The organism is Nitrospira sp. CR1.1, assembly GCA_014055465.1.
Lineage (GTDB): Bacteria > Nitrospirota > Nitrospiria > Nitrospirales > Nitrospiraceae > Nitrospira_A.
On sequence record WIAF01000007.1, the window covers coordinates 87019 to 102578 of the forward strand.

14 protein-coding genes are annotated in these 15560 nt (G+C 59.7%); 6 read left to right on the top strand and 8 right to left on the bottom strand.

The annotated features are described in order from the left end of the window. Window positions 1-133: 133 nt before the first annotated feature. Complete coding sequence (locus GDA65_13370) at window positions 134-1384, bottom strand: hypothetical protein (GenBank protein ID MBA5863679.1); 1251 nt, start codon at window positions 1382-1384, stop codon at window positions 134-136. A gap of 4 nt (window positions 1385-1388) precedes the next feature. Beyond that, the gene (locus GDA65_13375) at window positions 1389-2282 is read right to left on the bottom strand and encodes an OmpA family protein (GenBank protein ID MBA5863680.1); all 894 of its coding nucleotides are present in this window, start codon (window positions 2280-2282) and stop codon (window positions 1389-1391) included. Window positions 2283-2629: 347 nt separating this feature from the next. Here GDA65_13375 and purH point away from each other — a divergent pair, with 347 nt between their 5' ends. From purH to GDA65_13395, 4 genes are all read left to right on the top strand, one after another. After that, complete coding sequence (purH, locus tag GDA65_13380; GenBank protein ID MBA5863681.1) at window positions 2630-4183, top strand: bifunctional phosphoribosylaminoimidazolecarboxamide formyltransferase/IMP cyclohydrolase; 1554 nt, start codon at window positions 2630-2632, stop codon at window positions 4181-4183. Between the two features lie 231 nt (window positions 4184-4414). After that, window positions 4415-5692 carry a phosphoribosylamine--glycine ligase gene (gene purD / locus GDA65_13385; protein MBA5863682.1) on the top strand — a complete coding sequence of 426 codons (1278 nt, stop codon included), beginning with the start codon at window positions 4415-4417 and terminating at the stop codon, window positions 5690-5692. A gap of 22 nt (window positions 5693-5714) precedes the next feature. Further along, complete coding sequence (locus GDA65_13390) at window positions 5715-6362, top strand: threonylcarbamoyl-AMP synthase (GenBank protein MBA5863683.1); 648 nt, start codon at window positions 5715-5717, stop codon at window positions 6360-6362. Between the two features lie 48 nt (window positions 6363-6410). Next, on the top strand, window positions 6411-6851 hold the full coding sequence (locus GDA65_13395) for a hypothetical protein (protein ID MBA5863684.1): 441 nt from the start codon (window positions 6411-6413) through the stop codon (window positions 6849-6851). Window positions 6852-6955: 104 nt separating this feature from the next. On the opposite strand, the gene GDA65_13400 is transcribed toward GDA65_13395, so the two are convergent. From GDA65_13400 to rsmD, 4 genes are all read right to left on the bottom strand, one after another. Next, on the bottom strand, window positions 6956-7366 hold the full coding sequence (locus GDA65_13400; protein MBA5863685.1) for a hypothetical protein: 411 nt from the start codon (window positions 7364-7366) through the stop codon (window positions 6956-6958). A gap of 128 nt (window positions 7367-7494) precedes the next feature. After that, entirely contained in the window at window positions 7495-8688 is a 1194-nt protein-coding gene (locus tag GDA65_13405) for an aminotransferase class I/II-fold pyridoxal phosphate-dependent enzyme (GenBank protein ID MBA5863686.1), read from the bottom strand. Continuing rightward, the gene (gene coaD, locus GDA65_13410; GenBank protein MBA5863687.1) at window positions 8685-9173 is read right to left on the bottom strand and encodes a pantetheine-phosphate adenylyltransferase; all 489 of its coding nucleotides are present in this window, start codon (window positions 9171-9173) and stop codon (window positions 8685-8687) included. The genes GDA65_13405 and coaD overlap by 4 nt, the downstream gene beginning before the upstream one ends. Beyond that, complete coding sequence (rsmD, locus tag GDA65_13415; GenBank protein MBA5863688.1) at window positions 9170-9748, bottom strand: 16S rRNA (guanine(966)-N(2))-methyltransferase RsmD; 579 nt, start codon at window positions 9746-9748, stop codon at window positions 9170-9172. Before rsmD ends, coaD begins: the two co-directional genes overlap by 4 nt. Window positions 9749-10411: 663 nt before the next feature. Between rsmD and radC the strand changes: the two genes are divergently transcribed. Together radC and GDA65_13425 are read left to right on the top strand one after the other, a co-directional pair. Then, window positions 10412-11128, top strand: coding sequence for a DNA repair protein RadC (radC, locus tag GDA65_13420; protein MBA5863689.1), 717 nt, complete (start codon window positions 10412-10414; stop codon window positions 11126-11128). Window positions 11129-11260: 132 nt separating this feature from the next. Then, entirely contained in the window at window positions 11261-13366 is a 2106-nt protein-coding gene (locus tag GDA65_13425; protein MBA5863690.1) for an elongation factor G, read from the top strand. Window positions 13367-13409: 43 nt separating this feature from the next. Here GDA65_13425 and GDA65_13430 read toward each other — a convergent pair whose 3' ends face one another. Together GDA65_13430 and GDA65_13435 are read right to left on the bottom strand one after the other, a co-directional pair. Continuing rightward, the gene (locus GDA65_13430; GenBank protein MBA5863691.1) at window positions 13410-14816 is read right to left on the bottom strand and encodes a Do family serine endopeptidase; all 1407 of its coding nucleotides are present in this window, start codon (window positions 14814-14816) and stop codon (window positions 13410-13412) included. An 89-nt stretch (window positions 14817-14905) separates the two neighbouring features. Beyond that, on the bottom strand, window positions 14906-15544 hold the full coding sequence (locus tag GDA65_13435; protein MBA5863692.1) for a hypothetical protein: 639 nt from the start codon (window positions 15542-15544) through the stop codon (window positions 14906-14908). Window positions 15545-15560 lie beyond the last annotated feature (16 nt).

Sequence of the window (15560 nt, forward strand, 5' to 3'; positions counted from 1 at the left end):
GCAGGTCGAACTGCGGAAGGTGACGAGGGGGGGCGAGAGACGACTCGTTGTTCAGGCGGAGGAGTTTTGGCGATGCGCCGGCGAGCGGGCTGGATTCTCGAGAAGGAACGGCGAGGCGTTGAGGGGCATCGTCCTACAGTTCTTCGCCGTATTTCAGAAAATGTTGTTCCTTGGCGCCGGCGATCCAATTGTCGTGGCGGATGCGATCCGGGAACGTGTCGAGTTCCGAAGCCATATGTTCGACGTCTTGATCCTTCCATTCGGCGATCTGCCGGAAGGTAAACATGCCCATGCGATTCAAGACGCGCTCCATCACCGGCCCGATCCCGTGAATCTGTTTGAGGTCGTCTTTCTGCGCGGCGCGTGATTTTCCGGCGGTGCGCGCGACGGTAGCGGAACTGTGCGACACAGGTTCGGCGGGGCTGGTCCCTTTGGCTTGCGCATGGTGCCGCTGGGCGACCCGGTATTCGACGAGCCGCTTGCGCAGCGCGGCGATTTCTTCCTCCCGTTCACTGACCTCCATCACCCGGCGTTCTTCAGCCTCGCGGAGGGCGATCTCCTTTTTTTCTACCTCACCCCGGAACACCTCCAGTTCTTCCATCGTGGCGCGGAGGCGTTGAATATCCTGATCCCGCTGGTGCACCGTTTCGGTGAAGCGCGCGAGGTCCTCCTGATTCTGTGTCCGCAGGCGAGCGAGTTCCGATTCTTTCTCATCGAGCTGTGTCTGGCGCCGGGCGAGTTCCTGGTCCTTCCCTTGGATGACGGCGGAAGCCCGGGCGCGATCCTGTTCGAGTTCCCGCTCCAACTGGCGGGTGTGCTCCCGGAATGGCTCCAGCTCTTCGGCGCGCGCCCGTAGGCGGGCGATCTCGGCGTCTTTCGGCGCCAGTTGCTCGACCCAGGTCTTGAGTGTGGCGATCTCCTGGTCCCGGCTGATCAACACGTCTTCCGCATTTTCCATCTGCGTCTGCATTTCGGTGAACCCCGCCGACTGCGCCACAAGCCTGGCTTCAGCTTCCTCGAGTTCCCGTCTGAGGGTATCCCGTTCACGTTCGGCCGCATGGAGGTGTACCCCTTTCTCCCGGACTTCGGTCTGCAGCGTGGAGAGTTGGTCGACCTTCGTCGCGAGATCGGCGGTCAGGTCTTTGAGCGCCGCTTCGGAGGCGATCATCTTCCCTTCCAACATCTGGACGGCCGAGGTGCGCACTTTTAATTCATGGTTCAGCGTGTCCAATTCATGTTCGCGGCCGCGGAGCCTGGTGGCAATTTCGGACAACTGCTGACGTTTCTCCGACGTGGCGAAACTGCGCAGCAGCCACCCCATCATGAGACCGATGGTCGTTGCCACCAGTAAGCAGCCGATCATTTGCAGAATTAAGGCTCCCATACGATCACCGTTCCTCTTTCACGCGAAATTCAATCCGCCGGTTCTTTTTCGACGCGGCGCGCGTCCGGTCCTGGCTCAACGGGCGGGATGCTCCATATCCCACGGCGGTCAATCGATTGGTGACCCCATGATCAATCAGGTATTGCCGAACCGACTCCGCTCGTGTTCGGCTGAGTTGGAGGTTATACTCCGGGTCGCCATACGAATCGGTATGACCGCCGATTTCGATGACCGCTTCGGGCGAGCGCTTGAGGGATGGAATGACTTTATCGATAACGGCTCGTCCCTTGGAGGTGAGCCCGGCGCTGTTGCTTTCAAAGGCGATATGTTCTCCGCGCAGGATGTCATCCAACCCTGCCTGGATCTTGGCACGGGAGGCGTGCGCAGGCGGAGGGGCCGGCGCGGATGACGGGGAGACGGGGCCTGACGAGGCGACAGTGACGTGATCCTGGACGTGCATCGAGGCGCCGAGCAGCGAGGTCATCTCCTGCACGAGTTTGGTTTTGGTGTCGCCGTTGGCGGCCGCGCCCGTGACCGTCGCCGTCTGGCCGGAAACGGAGAGGGTGGCCTGGTGTTGATGGAGCGCCGCGACCTGTGTCAGCAGCGCCGGGACGGCGCTTTCCCACGCAGAGGCTCCGCCGTCTTCAAGGATGTCGAGATTGTCCGTGACGCGCAACTTGAGGTGTTTGGCGAGCTCCTGCGCGCGGGCGACGGCCGCGAGTTTTGCCTCTTCGCTTCCCATGGCGCCCGAGAGCGTGAGGTGCCCGTTTTCAATATGAGCGCTGAACGATGAGTGGCCGGTCGCCGACGACGTGACCGGCAGGTGTCGAGGGATACAGATGAACGCCAACAAGGTGAGTGCAAATAGCCCTACGCCAAAAATAATTCCGCGCGACATGCGCCAGCCCTTATCGCCCCGGGGACGGGGCTTCGCTGCGGCGTCCTACGCCACAGGAATGGTGTTGGTTACAGACTTCGAGTGATACTTGATTTCCTTGATTGCGCAACGCCAGGGTGCCCAATCGCCAATCTTCGAAGGGTATCACATCGCCAGGGCGCATGCTAGCCCGGATTCTCCAGGACGAGCCGCGTGTGAATCACTGACCGGAGCGCGAGGAGGCTGCGATGAATCGGGTGTGGATCTCGATCAACTTGCAGTGGCGTCGAGGCATCTGCTATTGTCACGGCGTTTTTTCGTCCAATGTGATCCCACCCACACGATATCCATAGTTGAAGGAGTTCATCATGGCCAGCATTGCGCGGGCACTGATCAGTGTTTCTGACAAGACCGGAGTGGTCGAGATGGCCAAAGGGCTAGCAGCCCTCGGCGCGGAAATTCTATCCACGGGCGGAACAGCCAAAGCCTTGCGTGACGCGGGCGTGGCCGTGACGGATGTCGCCGCATACACGGGGTCTCCGGAGATTCTCGATGGCCGCGTGAAAACCTTGCATCCGAAAATTCACGGCGGCTTATTGGGGAGACGGGGCGTTCCCGGCCACGTCAAGCAGATGCAGCAACACGGCATCGGCAACATCGATGTGGTTGTGGTGAATCTCTATCCGTTCGAAGCAACGATCGCCAAACCCGATTGTCCGTTCGAAGAGGCCATCGAAAATATCGATATCGGCGGCCCGTCGATGCTGCGCTCAGCCGCGAAGAACCATGAAGACGTGCTCGTCGTCGTCGATCCGACCGATTATGCCCGCGTGTTGGAGGCCGTCAAGGCCGGTTCTGTCACGCCCGCCTTGCGCCGTGAACTGGCCATGAAAGTGTTTCAGCACACCGCGCGCTATGACAGCCTGATCGCCGGCTATCTCGAAAAGCAGGTGCAGGGGAGCGAGGTGAAGTTTCCCGCCGTGCTCTCGCTGCAGTTCGAGCGGGTGGAGACGCTTCGCTATGGGGAGAATCCGCACCAACAGGGCGCGTTCTATCGGGAAATGCACGCGAAGGAGCCGGCGGTGTCGCGCGGAAAAATTCTGCACGGCAAGGCCATGTCCTATAACAATTTCCTCGATTCGAACTCAGCGCTCGAGCTCGTGAAGGAATTCGATCAGACGGCGGTGGCCATCATCAAACACAACAATCCCTGCGGCTGTGCGTTGGGTGCAACGCCGGTCGAGGCCTACGTCAAGGCGCGCGCGACGGATCCTGTGTCGGCGTTCGGCGGGGTGATTGCGTTTAATCGTCCCGTGGATCTGGCGGCGGCGAAGGAGATTACCTCGACGTTTGTCGAAGTGGTCATCGCGCCGGGTTTTGCGGACGATGCGCTGGCGGAACTGAAGCGGAAGAAAGACATTCGCCTTCTGGATGTCGGCCCGCTTAGCAAGGCGACGGCGGAAGGGTATGACCTCAAGAAATTGGTCGGCGGATTAATCGTGCAGGATCGTGATCTGGGCGTCATCAAGGACATCAAAGCCTTGGCGGTGCCGACCTCGCGCAAACCGACCGAGCAGGAATATGCGGCCTGCGCATTTGCCTGGGTAGTCTGCAAACATGTGAAGTCGAATGCCATCATTTACGGCCGTCCCGGTGAAATCGTCGGCATCGGCGCCGGGCAAATGAGTCGGGTGGATTCGGTGAAGCTCGCGGCCATGAAAGCCCAGTCGTCCATGAAGGGCTGCATCATGGCCTCGGATGCATTTTTTCCGTTCCGGGACGGCATCGATGCGGCGGCGGAAGCCGGTATTACCTGTGTGATTCAGCCCGGCGGGTCGATCCGTGATGCGGAAGTGACCAAGGCAGTGGACGAGCATGGGATGGCGATGATTCTCACGGGTATGCGCCACTTCCGCCATTGAGGGACGTTGAAACGGGCTTCCGACTACGTTCTCGATTCGAAAAAATCCTCAACGTAGCCCTGAGGCTACGCCTGCGGTTTTTTCTCGTTTGCGGCCTTGTTGGCAGGCCCGTTTGAACGCCCTCAGGAACGTCGATGGTTCAGGCTGAGTGGGTCCAGTTCGAAGCTTCCCGGCGGGTTCCTCGAGTCTATTCGAACCGTGTGCGTACTTCATTCAAGTAACGGTTGATCTGTGAAGATTCTTGTCGTCGGCAGTGGTGGACGTGAACATGCGCTGGTCTGGAAGATTGCCCAGAGTCCGCGGAAGCCGCAGATCTTTTGCGCGCCGGGAAATGCGGGAATCGAAGGCCTGGCGACCTGCGTCCCGATCAAGGCGGACGACATTGCCGGGATCAAGGCCTTTGCGCTGAAGGAGCAGATCGATCTCACCGTGGTCGGTCCGGAAGCGCCGCTTGCACTCGGGATCGCCGATGAATTCAGGAAGTCGCGGCTGAAAATCTTTGGTCCAACGAAGGCCGCGGCGCGCTTGGAATCCAGCAAAAGTTTCTCGAAAGACATCATGGCGGCCAGCGGGATTCCCACGGCTGTGTCGAGCAGCTTCGAGCGGATGGACCAGGCGCTGGCCTATCTGGATGCTCAGCCTGTGCCTATTGTGGTGAAGGCGGACGGCCTTGCGCAGGGCAAAGGGGTGGTCGTGGCGACGACCCGCGAGGAAGCCAGGCAGGCGGTGCGTGACGCCATGGAAAAGTCTATCTTCGGCCAGGCCGGCCAACGAGTGTTGATCGAAGAGTTTCTCGACGGTGAAGAACTGACCATCATGGCGTTCACCGATGGGAAAACTGTCGTGCCGATGATCCCCGCACAGGATCACAAACGTATCGGGGACGGTGATGCCGGACCCAATACCGGCGGCATGGGCGCCTATGCTCCGGCTCCCATTGCGACGGCGGCGATTCGCGATCAGGTCATGCGAGAGGTGCTGCAACCGACGGTTGATGCGATGGCCCGTCTCGGGTGCCCGTTTCAAGGGGTACTGTACGCCGGCCTGATGATCGTAAACGGGACGCCCTACGTGTTGGAATTCAATGCGCGGATGGGGGATCCGGAAACGGAAGTGGTGCTGCCATTGCTGAAGACCGACCTGGTGGACGTGATGGAGGCCGTCGTTGAACATCGCCTCGATCAGCTTCCGGTTGAATGGCGGCAGGACACTGCCGTCTGTGTGGTCATGACCTCGCCCGGATATCCCGGGTCTTATCAAACCGGGTTTCCGATTCAGGGGTTGCCTGCGCCGTCCGGCACGTCAGCCATTGCAGTATTTCACGCCGGCACCAAGCGGGAGGCCGGGCAGGTCGTGACGGCGGGCGGTCGCGTGTTGGCCGTAGCGGCCTGGGCCCCGTCCTTGCTTCAAGCGCGGGCGCAGGTCTATCAGGCTGTGCCGACGATCACCTTCCAGGGGCGCCACTATCGCACCGACATCGCCCACCGAGCCCTTCCGCGCCAGTCTTAACCCGATTGCGACAGGCCGTGACATGGCTCTGGTTCTTCCCTTCATCGACAAAACCTTCGACACCATCCTGCCGGAAGTGCGCCGTGTGTTGGCCGCGCAGGGGCTCCTCGCCCTGCCGACCGAAACCTATTATGGCTTAGCCGTTCGACCCACCAACGAAAGGGCGTTGCGCCGACTGATTGACGTCAAAGGCCGGCCCGACGACAAGCCCATTCTTGTGCTCATCGGCGGGCGCGATCAATTGTCTTCATTGGTGGAATCGGTTCCTCCGGCCGCGGCCGCGCTGATGGATCGGTTTTGGCCGGGGCCCTTGACCATCGTGTTGCCCGCCGCAACCGGCTTGTCCCCGTTGCTGACGGCGGGAACCGGCACGATTGGGGTTCGATGGTCGCCGCTGGCGATCCTGCAACGCTTGTTGATGCAGACTGGTCCTCTGACCGGGACCAGTGCCAACCGGTCATCCGAACCCGCTCTCGCCGATGCAGACTCGGTGCAGCAGACGCTCGGGCCGCTCCTTGATCTGATTCTTGATGGCGGGCGCACGCCGGGCGGCACCGCGTCGACGATCGTCGATGCGCGCGACCAGCCGCGCGTGCTGCGAGCGGGGGTGCTGTCGACGGACCGGATCCGCGCAGCCCTGGAGCCACTGGGGTACACACTTTCATCATGATTTGGCAATTCGTTGTGGGTATAATTCACCCACACGGGAGGACCACTTATGCTCATTCGTTCACGCCGCGCGGTGATGGGATTGTCGATGCTCGGGTTCAGCAGTCTGATGGTGCTGGCTGGGTGTGATTTTTGGCCGCCGGCTCTCCAGGCTCAAATCGAACAACTGCATTCCGAAGCCCAACAAGCTGCGGCGGATAAGGCGCTCTTGCAGAATCAGCTCAACGCAGCGAATAAAGCTAAGGAAGAACTGCAAATTCGCGTGGAGGATTTGACACGAGTGAATAAAGAAAAGTCGGCGATGATTGCGAATTTGGAGCGTACGATCACTGCGGCCAGGGAACGAGCCGTGAAAGCAAAGCCTCCTGTCGTCAAGCCGAACGCGAAACCCAGCGCGAAGAAGCCGGTCAAATCGACCTCCAAGGCGACCTCGAAATCCTCGGCGAAATCCTCGACCATCAAGAAATCGAAACCCGCCCAGGTTCGATAAGCCTGCGGCAGGCAGTGGTCGATACCGGCAGGCTCGTTTCGCATGCCTCCGTCCGAAGACTCCGGCGGTTGTGGGTCTCCTGTCTGATGGAACGGGGTTCCCGGTCAGGGTTTACTAGCGGATGAAGCGGAAGATTGAGAACCGGATGCGCCGGCGCCGGATGTGCTCGTGCTGGGTGATGAGGGTGAACTGGCTGTGGCCGAAGGCGTGGGCGCGGCAGGGGTCGAGGTCGCGGCAGGACTGGAGCTTGCTCCTTCCGACGAAGCTGGAGCGGCCGCTTTCTCCGTGCCGGTTGCCGCCGGCTTGTCGGACGTATCGCTTCCTCCCGGCTTCATTTTGTCCGAATAGTCGGTAATATACCATCCACTGCCCTTGAACATAATTGCCGGGGGCGAAATCAGTTTCGTGACTTCCTTCCCGCACCGCACACATTCCTTGATGGGGTCATCCTTGATGCTTTGCTTCACCTCGAACCGGTGAGCGCAGCTGGCACATTGATACTCATAGATGGGCACGGGTCTTCCTCCTCTGGTCGTACAGCGTTGCTCGGTGTTCTATGGCTCGATGCGGTCTCTACGGAACCTTTCCCTGATAACCTCATGTGATGCACAGTCAAGTGGCTGCGGTGCCGAGATTTGCGTGATCAAGACAGCCGGCGGAGGGCTGCTTCGATGCGCGTCAATCCGCGTTCGATGGCTTCCATAGAGGTCGCATACGACAGCCGGATATGGACATCGCTTCCAAACGGTTCGCCCGGTACCAACGCCACTTGCGCCTCATTCAGTAAATAGGTCGCCAGATTCGCCGCCGAGCCGATAGGTTGATCCTTCCAGCTCTTGGCCAGCAGACCGCTCACATTCGGAAATGCATAGAATGCCCCGGTTGGCATGCGACAGGTGACGCCGGGTATTTTGTTGAGGCGCTCGACCATGAGGCGTCGCCGCCGATCGAATTCCGCCACCATCACGGTCGTGAAAGGGTTCCCGAGACGGAGCGCCGCCACCGCAGCCTTTTGCGAAATGGAGCAGGGGTTCGAGGTGCTTTGACTTTGGATATTGGCCATGGCCGTCAATAACGACTTCGGTCCAGCGGCATAGCCGATGCGCCAGCCGGTCATGGCATAGGCCTTGGAGACACCGTTAATCACCACCGTGCGTGCTGCAACTTCGGGGCTCAGGCTGGCGATGCTGATGTGCTGCACACCGTCGTACAACACCTTCTCGTAAATCTCGTCTGAAATGATGACGAGGTCATGGCGCAAGGCGACGGCAGCGATGCGTTCCAGAGTGTCCCGGTCGTACGTGGCGCCGGTAGGATTACACGGGCTGTTGACGATAATCGCTTTGGTGCGCGGGGTGATGACGGCTTCCAGGGCCTCTTGCGAAATCGTGTACCCATCCCGCTCCTGCGTCTGAAGCAGCACCGGCGTGGCATCGTTCAGCAGGGTTTGATCTTGGTAGGACACCCAGAAGGGGACCGGGATAATCAGTTCATCGCCCGCCTCCAACAGCGCTTCCGCGACGTTGTAGAGGGAATGTTTAGCGCCGCAAGACACCAAAATCTGGGACTTGTCATACTGAAGTCCCTGTTCGTCTTTTAACTTCTCGACAATCGCGGTACGCAGTTCGTCGATACCTGACGACGGCGTATACTTCGTAAAGCCCGCGCGGATGGCGGCTTCGGCCGCGGCTTTCACCGGTTCCGGCGTATCGAAGTCCGGTTCTCCGGAGGCAAAATCGATCACATCGATGCCTTGTGCCGCCATGGCTTTCGCGGTGGCGGTGATACTCAGGGTAGGAGAGGGCACAATACGTCCGACACGGGCTGCCAGTTTCATCCTTTGAAACTCCGAATTCGTTCTTGGAGCCTCCGCGCCACTTCCGGGTGCAGAAAGTCTTGAAGCGACCCGCCGTGGCTGGCGACATCCTTGATGATGGTGGAAGAGAGATAGGAATATTCTTCACTGGGCATGAGAAACACCGTCTCGACGGTTTCCGCCAGTTTTCGATTGACCAGTGCCATTTGAAATTCGTGTTCGAAATCAGAAATCGCGCGCAGTCCCCGCAGAATAGCATGAGCGCCGCTGGCGCGCACAAAATCCACCAACAGTCCCTCGAAGGTCGTGACCTCCAGGTTTGGCAGATCCTTGGTGACGAGGCGCACCATGTCCAATCGTTCTGTCGTGCTGAACAGCGGATGTTTGCCCGGATTGGGGGCGATGGCCACGATGACACGCGAAAACATCCGAAATCCGCGCCGGATGATATCACTGTGACCATGCGTGATCGGATCGAATGTGCCGGGGTAGACGGCGGTTTTCATGCCGGTTGGACTTCTTTCGGCGCGACGTGAAATCGGGTCAGTGCGGTGTCGCCGTAGTCGTAGCGCTTCACCTGCGAGAGCGGACCCAGAACGGAGGGAATGTCCGCTTTCCGTCCATGTTCCAGGATGACCACGGCGTCATCCGACAGCCAGCCCGCGTGCCATTGCCATTCTGTTGCCAGGGCAATCAATTCAGGCGTGAGTTGATAGGGTGGATCGCAGAAGACAATGTCGTAGGGGCCTGACCATTGGGTGCCGCGGCGAAAAAACTGACTCACCTGACAGGCGCAGATGTTGGAGGACTGTTCCAACCCGCATTGCCGGAGGTTGGACTGGACCAGGCGTAACGCGTCGCGATTGGCTTCCACAAAGGTCACATGCGTCGCCCCGCGGCTCAAGGCCTCAATGCCGATCGAACCGGTCCCCGCATAGAGGTCGAGCACGCGCGCCCCCATGATGCGTTCGCCAAGGATGGAAAAGAGCGCTTCTTTGACTCGATCGGAGGTCGGGCGGATAGCCTGTCCCCTGGGACCCAGCAACCGTCGGCCCCGATGAAGCCCAGCGATGACACGCATGATCGTATTCAGGTGAGAGCCATTCGTCACTGGCTAAGCAGTGAGAGAATGTAACACAGCGTTTTTGAAGGGGTCAAGGTGATGGGACGCGATGAGAGGGGCGGGAAGCCGGAAAGGTCTTCTCCCCGCCGCGGGGCGGGGAGCGCTGTAGACGTCGAGGAGGCGTTCGTGCGCTTTGACGCGTGACAGGAGGCTCGCTATAATCGGGCGACACCAAGACTCGGTTCAAGCGGGCTGAGGAGGTGGCCACATCCCGGGCCGTCACACCACCACATCACACGGAGAACAGAGCGAGGGATCCGCGTTTAGCGGGTCGCCACCGGCTGAGCGTCGCGAGCCGCGAGGCTCTTTCTACGATTGGCCGAAATGGTTCTATCGATGATGGCTCCGCAGTTGATGCATTTCCAGGCGTAAAAAATGAGGAAGAAGTCTGAGAACCGTTCCAACATCATCATGCCTTTGCATTTCGGACATTCCATTGTTTCCTCCTGGGTATTGACGTTTACAGCTGTGTCTGCTCTCAAGCAAGAGCTGCACCAAAATGTCAAGTGTTTATATTTCAATAGGTTACACGAGGAAAGTGCCATACATGACACGCGCCAGGCGTCAAGTCTCCGGCACAAAAAAGTGCAGGCTGACATTTTTTTGTCGTAGAAAGCTGCCATGACCTTCAAAAAAGCAGGGGGTGGAATCGGGGATTGGCCGGAAACTGAGCGGCCGCGTGAACGATTGCTCAGCGAGGGGGCAGAAAGCCTGTCCGATGCGCAATTGCTGGCGATTCTTTTACGCGTGGGCCGGCAGGACGCATCGGCCGTCAAGGTCGGCATGGAGGTGCTCGGCCGTGTCGGGGGTATTTTCGGGCTCTTGCATTGCAGCACCGAAGAGCTCTGCGCCATTCCCGGGGTAGGACCGGCCAAAGCTGCGCAATTGAAGGCGGCGGTGGAGGTCGGCAAACGGGCCGTCTCTGCGCCATTGACGACCGGGACGCGCATCAATTCGAGCGCGGATTTGTTTAAGCATTACCACGCAGGCTTGCGGGATCTGCGTCATGAGATTTTCGCTGTGGTCTTGCTGGATGCCAAGAATCAGGTCATTCGCGACGTGACGATTTCGGAAGGCAGCCTGACGCTGAGTATCGTGCATCCGCGGGAAGTGTTTATCCCCGCCATGCGCGCCTCGGCCGCCGGAGTGATTTTTCTTCACAACCATCCCAGCGGAGACCCCACGCCAAGCCAGGAAGATCGTGTGCTGACGGCCAGGCTCGTGTCAGCGGGAGCGCTTCTGGGAATTCAGGTGCTGGATCACCTCATTGTGGGCGACGGTCGGTATGTGAGTTTCGCCGACCAGGGATGGCTCGGCGCAGAGGCGCCGAAAACATGACCGGCTGGACCCAGTGCGCGCATCGCCTGTCACCGCAGGAGGAGACGGCACAGATCGAGAAAGGAAGGTGTCGCTCGCAAGTCTTTCTCTAACCAGGCCCCCAGCGGCCGCCGACTACCGGAGGAGGTCATGATGAATGTTCCCCTCGCCGAATCCATCAGGAATGTGGCTGTGGTATCGAATGCGGGATCGGGTAAAACCTCATTAGTCGAAGCGTTAGCCTGCTGCGCAGGCAGTCTTTCCTCTCCCGGTTCTATCCAGGCCGGAACTACCGTCTCCGATTTTGAACCGGAAGAAATCCAGCACCGAACATCCGTCCATACCGGCGTGGTTCGCTGCCTGTGCCACGACACCGTGCTCAATCTCCTCGATACCCCGGGATCGCCCAGTTTCATTGCCGAGGTGCGGTCGGCATTGCGCGTCGCTGATGGTGTGGTGCTGGTGGTGAACGCGGCAACAGGCGTCCGTAGCGAACTGCAGCGCCTCTGGTCGCTCATCCGGGCGGCCGGCCTTCCATGCATGGTCTTCGTAAATGATCTGGATAAGGAGGGGACGATATTTGCGACGATGCTCGAACAGGTGACGAAAGAACTGGAAATGCCAGCGGTCCCCTTAATCCTCACGAATGGAGAAGGCGCGGAGTTGAGGGACATTGTGGATCTCCTTCAGGACTGCGTCCTGACAGCACGGCAGGACCGTCCGCAGGCAGATCCGTCTCCGGTTCCGTCCGAGTGGCGCGACCGCATCGATCAGGCCCGGCGCCGCCTGATCGAAATGGTGGCCGAACGCGACGAAGTCTTGCTTGAACGGTACCTCACCGACGGGACATTGACGGAAGCAGCCTTGCGGGAGGGATTACGGGCCGGTGTCCAACGAGGAGCCCTGGTGCCGGTGGTTGGAGGATCGGCGCTGCGCAACCTGGGCGTGCAGACACTGTTACAGGGCCTGCTCCAGCTCATGCCGTCACCGGTCGATCGGGCGCACATCGCGCCGGTGCAGGGGATCGGTCTCACTGAGGGCTCCCAGCCCGTCGCGAGGGAGCCGCTGGCGACGGCGCCCTTCTCGGGACTGGTGTTCAAGACCATCATTGATCCATTCGTCGGGCGCCTGTCCTACGTACGGCTCTATTCAGGCACCTTGCAGGCGGATAGCAGCCTGTACAATGCGACTAGGCAGGTACGGGAACGCGGTGGTCATCTGTTTTCGATATTCGGGAAAAAGTACACCCCTGTGTCTCGCGCGGTGGCCGGCGATATCGTGGCGATCGGGAAGCTGAAAGACAGCCTGACCGGCGATACGCTGTGTGATGAGCAGGCACCGATCCTATTGCCGGGGATTCACCTCGGGCGACCGGTAATGTCCTTCGCCATCGAGCCGAAGTCCAACTCTGAAATCGAAAAGGTCAGTGTGGGGTTGCACAAGTTGATCGAGGAAGATCCGAGCCTTGAATTCAATCGCCACATGGAGACCAAGGAAATGGTGCTGAGCGGAATGGGTCAACTGCATATCGACGTCGCCCTGGAAAAACTACACCGTAAGTACGGCGCGGCAGTGACGCTGCATGCGCCGAAAATTCCCTACCGCGAAACGATTCGCAGTGTGGCGCAGGCGCAGGGGAAGTATAAAAAACAGACCGGCGGACACGGGCAATATGGGGATTGCTGGGTGGAAGTCGGACCGCTCCCCCGCGGCCAGGGATTTGAGTTCCAGAATAAAATTGTCGGTGGCGCCATTCCGCGCAATTTCGTGCCGGCCGTCGAAAAGGGGGTCGTAGAGGCACTCCATGAAGGCCCGTTGGCAGGATATCCCGCCGTTGACGTGCGGGTGACCGTGTACGATGGTTCATACCATGTGGTCGATTCATCCGAAATGGCCTTTAAGATCGCCGGATCGATGGGCGTCAAAAAGGCGATGGAAGCGGCACACCCGGTTCTGCTGGAGCCGCTCATGAGCGTGGAGGTTGAGGTTCCGGCTGAAGGCGTCGGCACGGTACTCGGCGATCTCAACGCGAGGCGCGGACGGATCGTCCTGGTGGAGGCCAGCGGCCATATGGAAACCGTGAAGGCGCTCGTGCCCCAGGCAGAGTTGGTCAGTTATGCCACTTCGTTAAACTCGATGACTGGAGGACAAGGCAGTTATGTGATGGAATTTGCCCACTACGAAGAGGTCCCCCGAGAGCTGGCTACGCGCATCGTCGAAGAGCGCAAAGCGGAGCGTCATGGGGTGGTTGCCCATTGACGAGCGGCCTTCCGCGATGCCCCGCTGCGACTCCGCGGAGCGGCTAGTGATCGGCTGGTTTCAGCACAACGTAAAAGGCCCGTCCTTCGCGTAAGACGCGCAAGAGAATGGTGTCGCCGCGTTTGACCTTGGCGACAGCGATGGTAAATTCTCCGACCGTGCCGGTGTCGACGCGGTTGACCTCTTTGATCAAATCGCCTTCCCGCAACCCTTCGGCCTGGGCAAGACTTCCTGCGTCCACTTTCGAGATCAGCACGCCACGGCTTTCATTCAGTCGAAACTTTTCGGCCAGACCAGCCGTTAAGTCCTGCACATCGATGCCCAACTTCAAGTCGGTACGGCTTTGGGGCAGCGAGGCCATAACAACCGTATCCCGGCGCTCGCTCAGCGCCACCTGGAGATTGATGCGTTTCCCGTCGCGCACCACTTCGACGCGGGTGGTGGAACCGGGGTCCAAGGCGGCCACCAGGCGAGACAGTTTATTCGGCGTGTCTACGAGCGCGCCATCAACCTTCGTAATCACATCGCCGGGCTTGATGCCGGCCAGTGCCGCCGGATCCCGCTCGAACACTTCATTGACCAGCACGCCCTCGTTCTCCTCCACGCCGAACTTACTGGCCAGATCCGGCGTCAGCGGTTGTAACCCGACGCCCAACCAGGCTCGCACGACTTTGCCTTTGGCGATCAACTGGGTCATCACCTGCTTGGCCATGTTGGACGGGATGGCGAACCCGATACCCTGTGCAAAATTGATGATCGCGGTATTGATGCCGATGATGTCCCCTCTGAGATCGAAGAGCGGGCCGCCGGAGTTGCCGGGGTTGATCGAAGCATCAGTCTGAATAAAATTTTCGTAGCGGGAGAGATTGATATTTTCCCGTCCGATGCCGCTGACCACGCCCAGCGTCACGGTGCGGTCTAGGCCGAACGGATTCCCGACGGCCAGCACCCATTGGCCGACTTTCACGCCGGACGAGTCACCGAAATGGGCCGCGGGGAGGGGATGGTCGGTCGTGACTTTCAGCACCGCCAGATCGGTATCGGGATCCTTGCCGATCACCTGCGCAAATAATTTGGTTTTATCTGAGAGGCGGACCTCCACCTCCGCGGCCTCGCCCACCACATGATTGTTCGTAATGATATGACCCATGGCATCGACGATGACGCCGGACCCGGAGCCGGTCGAACTGGGAACGCGCTCTCCTGACCCGTCTCGCGACCGTCCGGTGGCGGGGATCGGAAAGATGCTGACGACCGACGGCTTGGCCTGTTCTGCCAGGTCTGTAATGACGGTCTGCAGTTCTTCGAGGAGGCGCAATCCGGGAGACACGGCTCGCGGAGTGGACGCGATCTCAGCGGCGGCAACGGTGGTGAAGGGCATTCCAACGAACGATTCAGCAAGGCAAAGTCCGACAAGCAGTAGTGCCGAGATGGAGTTCGGTGTTTTCATGGTGAGGCAAGCTCCGAAGGCCATACCTATACAGTCTGACAACGCCTCAGGATACCAGATTTTCTCGTAACGGCGAAAGGCAGGACGGCTCAGGCTGTTTTGGATGCGGCCGGGTGTTGGAAATGCGGGACCCAGTGGGCCAAGTCATGGCGAAGTCCGACAAGGATCACGATGTCATCGGGACGCAGGGTCATGGAATGGGAGAGAGGCAGGAGAAACGGTCCGCGAAAAACCGCGACGATGTGAGTTGTGGCCGGCAAGTCGAATTCGCCGATCGGATGGCCGATCACCGGGGCGCCTCTGGCGACCACCACGCGTTCGATGCCCGCGTCGCGTAAACCCAAGTCACGCTGCATGGTCAGTAGGTCTTCATGAGCCAGTTCGACCTTGAGCTCGCGAATCTGACGTTCAACCAGCTGCAAAGCGGCTTGTTGTCCCTTGATGCGGTCGGAGGCGGAGCGGATCGCGTCCTGCAACGATGCCAATTCGGACGGCGCCACCGGATGCGCTCCGGCAACTGGTTTGGCCGCGAAGGCGGCGATGCGTTGTCCGATGTGGCAATGAATAACGTGCCTCTGGCTCAGGATCGTCGCGGCCTGGCCATGGAGGCGTAAGACATGGACTTTGCGGTTGACGCGTTCCGCTATCGCGACAATCGTCTCGTAGAGTGCGCTGCCGGTCAGTGAGAGTTCTTTGCGGATGCGAGCTAAGAGCTCAAAAGACAGCATCGTGTTAATGTCTGAT

Excerpts from the sequence above, each read along its gene's own strand:
- GDA65_13370 (MBA5863679.1), bottom strand. The coding sequence starts at position 1,384 with ATGGGAGCCTTAATTCTGCAAATGATCGGCTGCTTACTGGTGGCAACG.
- GDA65_13375 (MBA5863680.1), bottom strand. The coding sequence starts at position 2,282 with ATGTCGCGCGGAATTATTTTTGGCGTAGGGCTATTTGCACTCACCTTG.
- purH (MBA5863681.1), top strand. The coding sequence starts at position 2,630 with ATGGCCAGCATTGCGCGGGCACTGATCAGTGTTTCTGACAAGACCGGA.
- GDA65_13390 (MBA5863683.1), top strand. The coding sequence starts at position 5,715 with ATGGCTCTGGTTCTTCCCTTCATCGACAAAACCTTCGACACCATCCTG.
- GDA65_13395 (MBA5863684.1), top strand. The coding sequence starts at position 6,411 with ATGCTCATTCGTTCACGCCGCGCGGTGATGGGATTGTCGATGCTCGGG.
- GDA65_13405 (MBA5863686.1), bottom strand. The coding sequence starts at position 8,688 with ATGAAACTGGCAGCCCGTGTCGGACGTATTGTGCCCTCTCCTACCCTG.
- coaD (MBA5863687.1), bottom strand. The coding sequence starts at position 9,173 with ATGAAAACCGCCGTCTACCCCGGCACATTCGATCCGATCACGCATGGT.
- rsmD (MBA5863688.1), bottom strand. The coding sequence starts at position 9,748 with ATGCGTGTCATCGCTGGGCTTCATCGGGGCCGACGGTTGCTGGGTCCC.
- radC (MBA5863689.1), top strand. The coding sequence starts at position 10,412 with ATGACCTTCAAAAAAGCAGGGGGTGGAATCGGGGATTGGCCGGAAACT.
- GDA65_13425 (MBA5863690.1), top strand. The coding sequence starts at position 11,261 with ATGAATGTTCCCCTCGCCGAATCCATCAGGAATGTGGCTGTGGTATCG.
- GDA65_13430 (MBA5863691.1), bottom strand. The coding sequence starts at position 14,816 with ATGAAAACACCGAACTCCATCTCGGCACTACTGCTTGTCGGACTTTGC.
- GDA65_13435 (MBA5863692.1), bottom strand. The coding sequence starts at position 15,544 with ATGCTGTCTTTTGAGCTCTTAGCTCGCATCCGCAAAGAACTCTCACTG.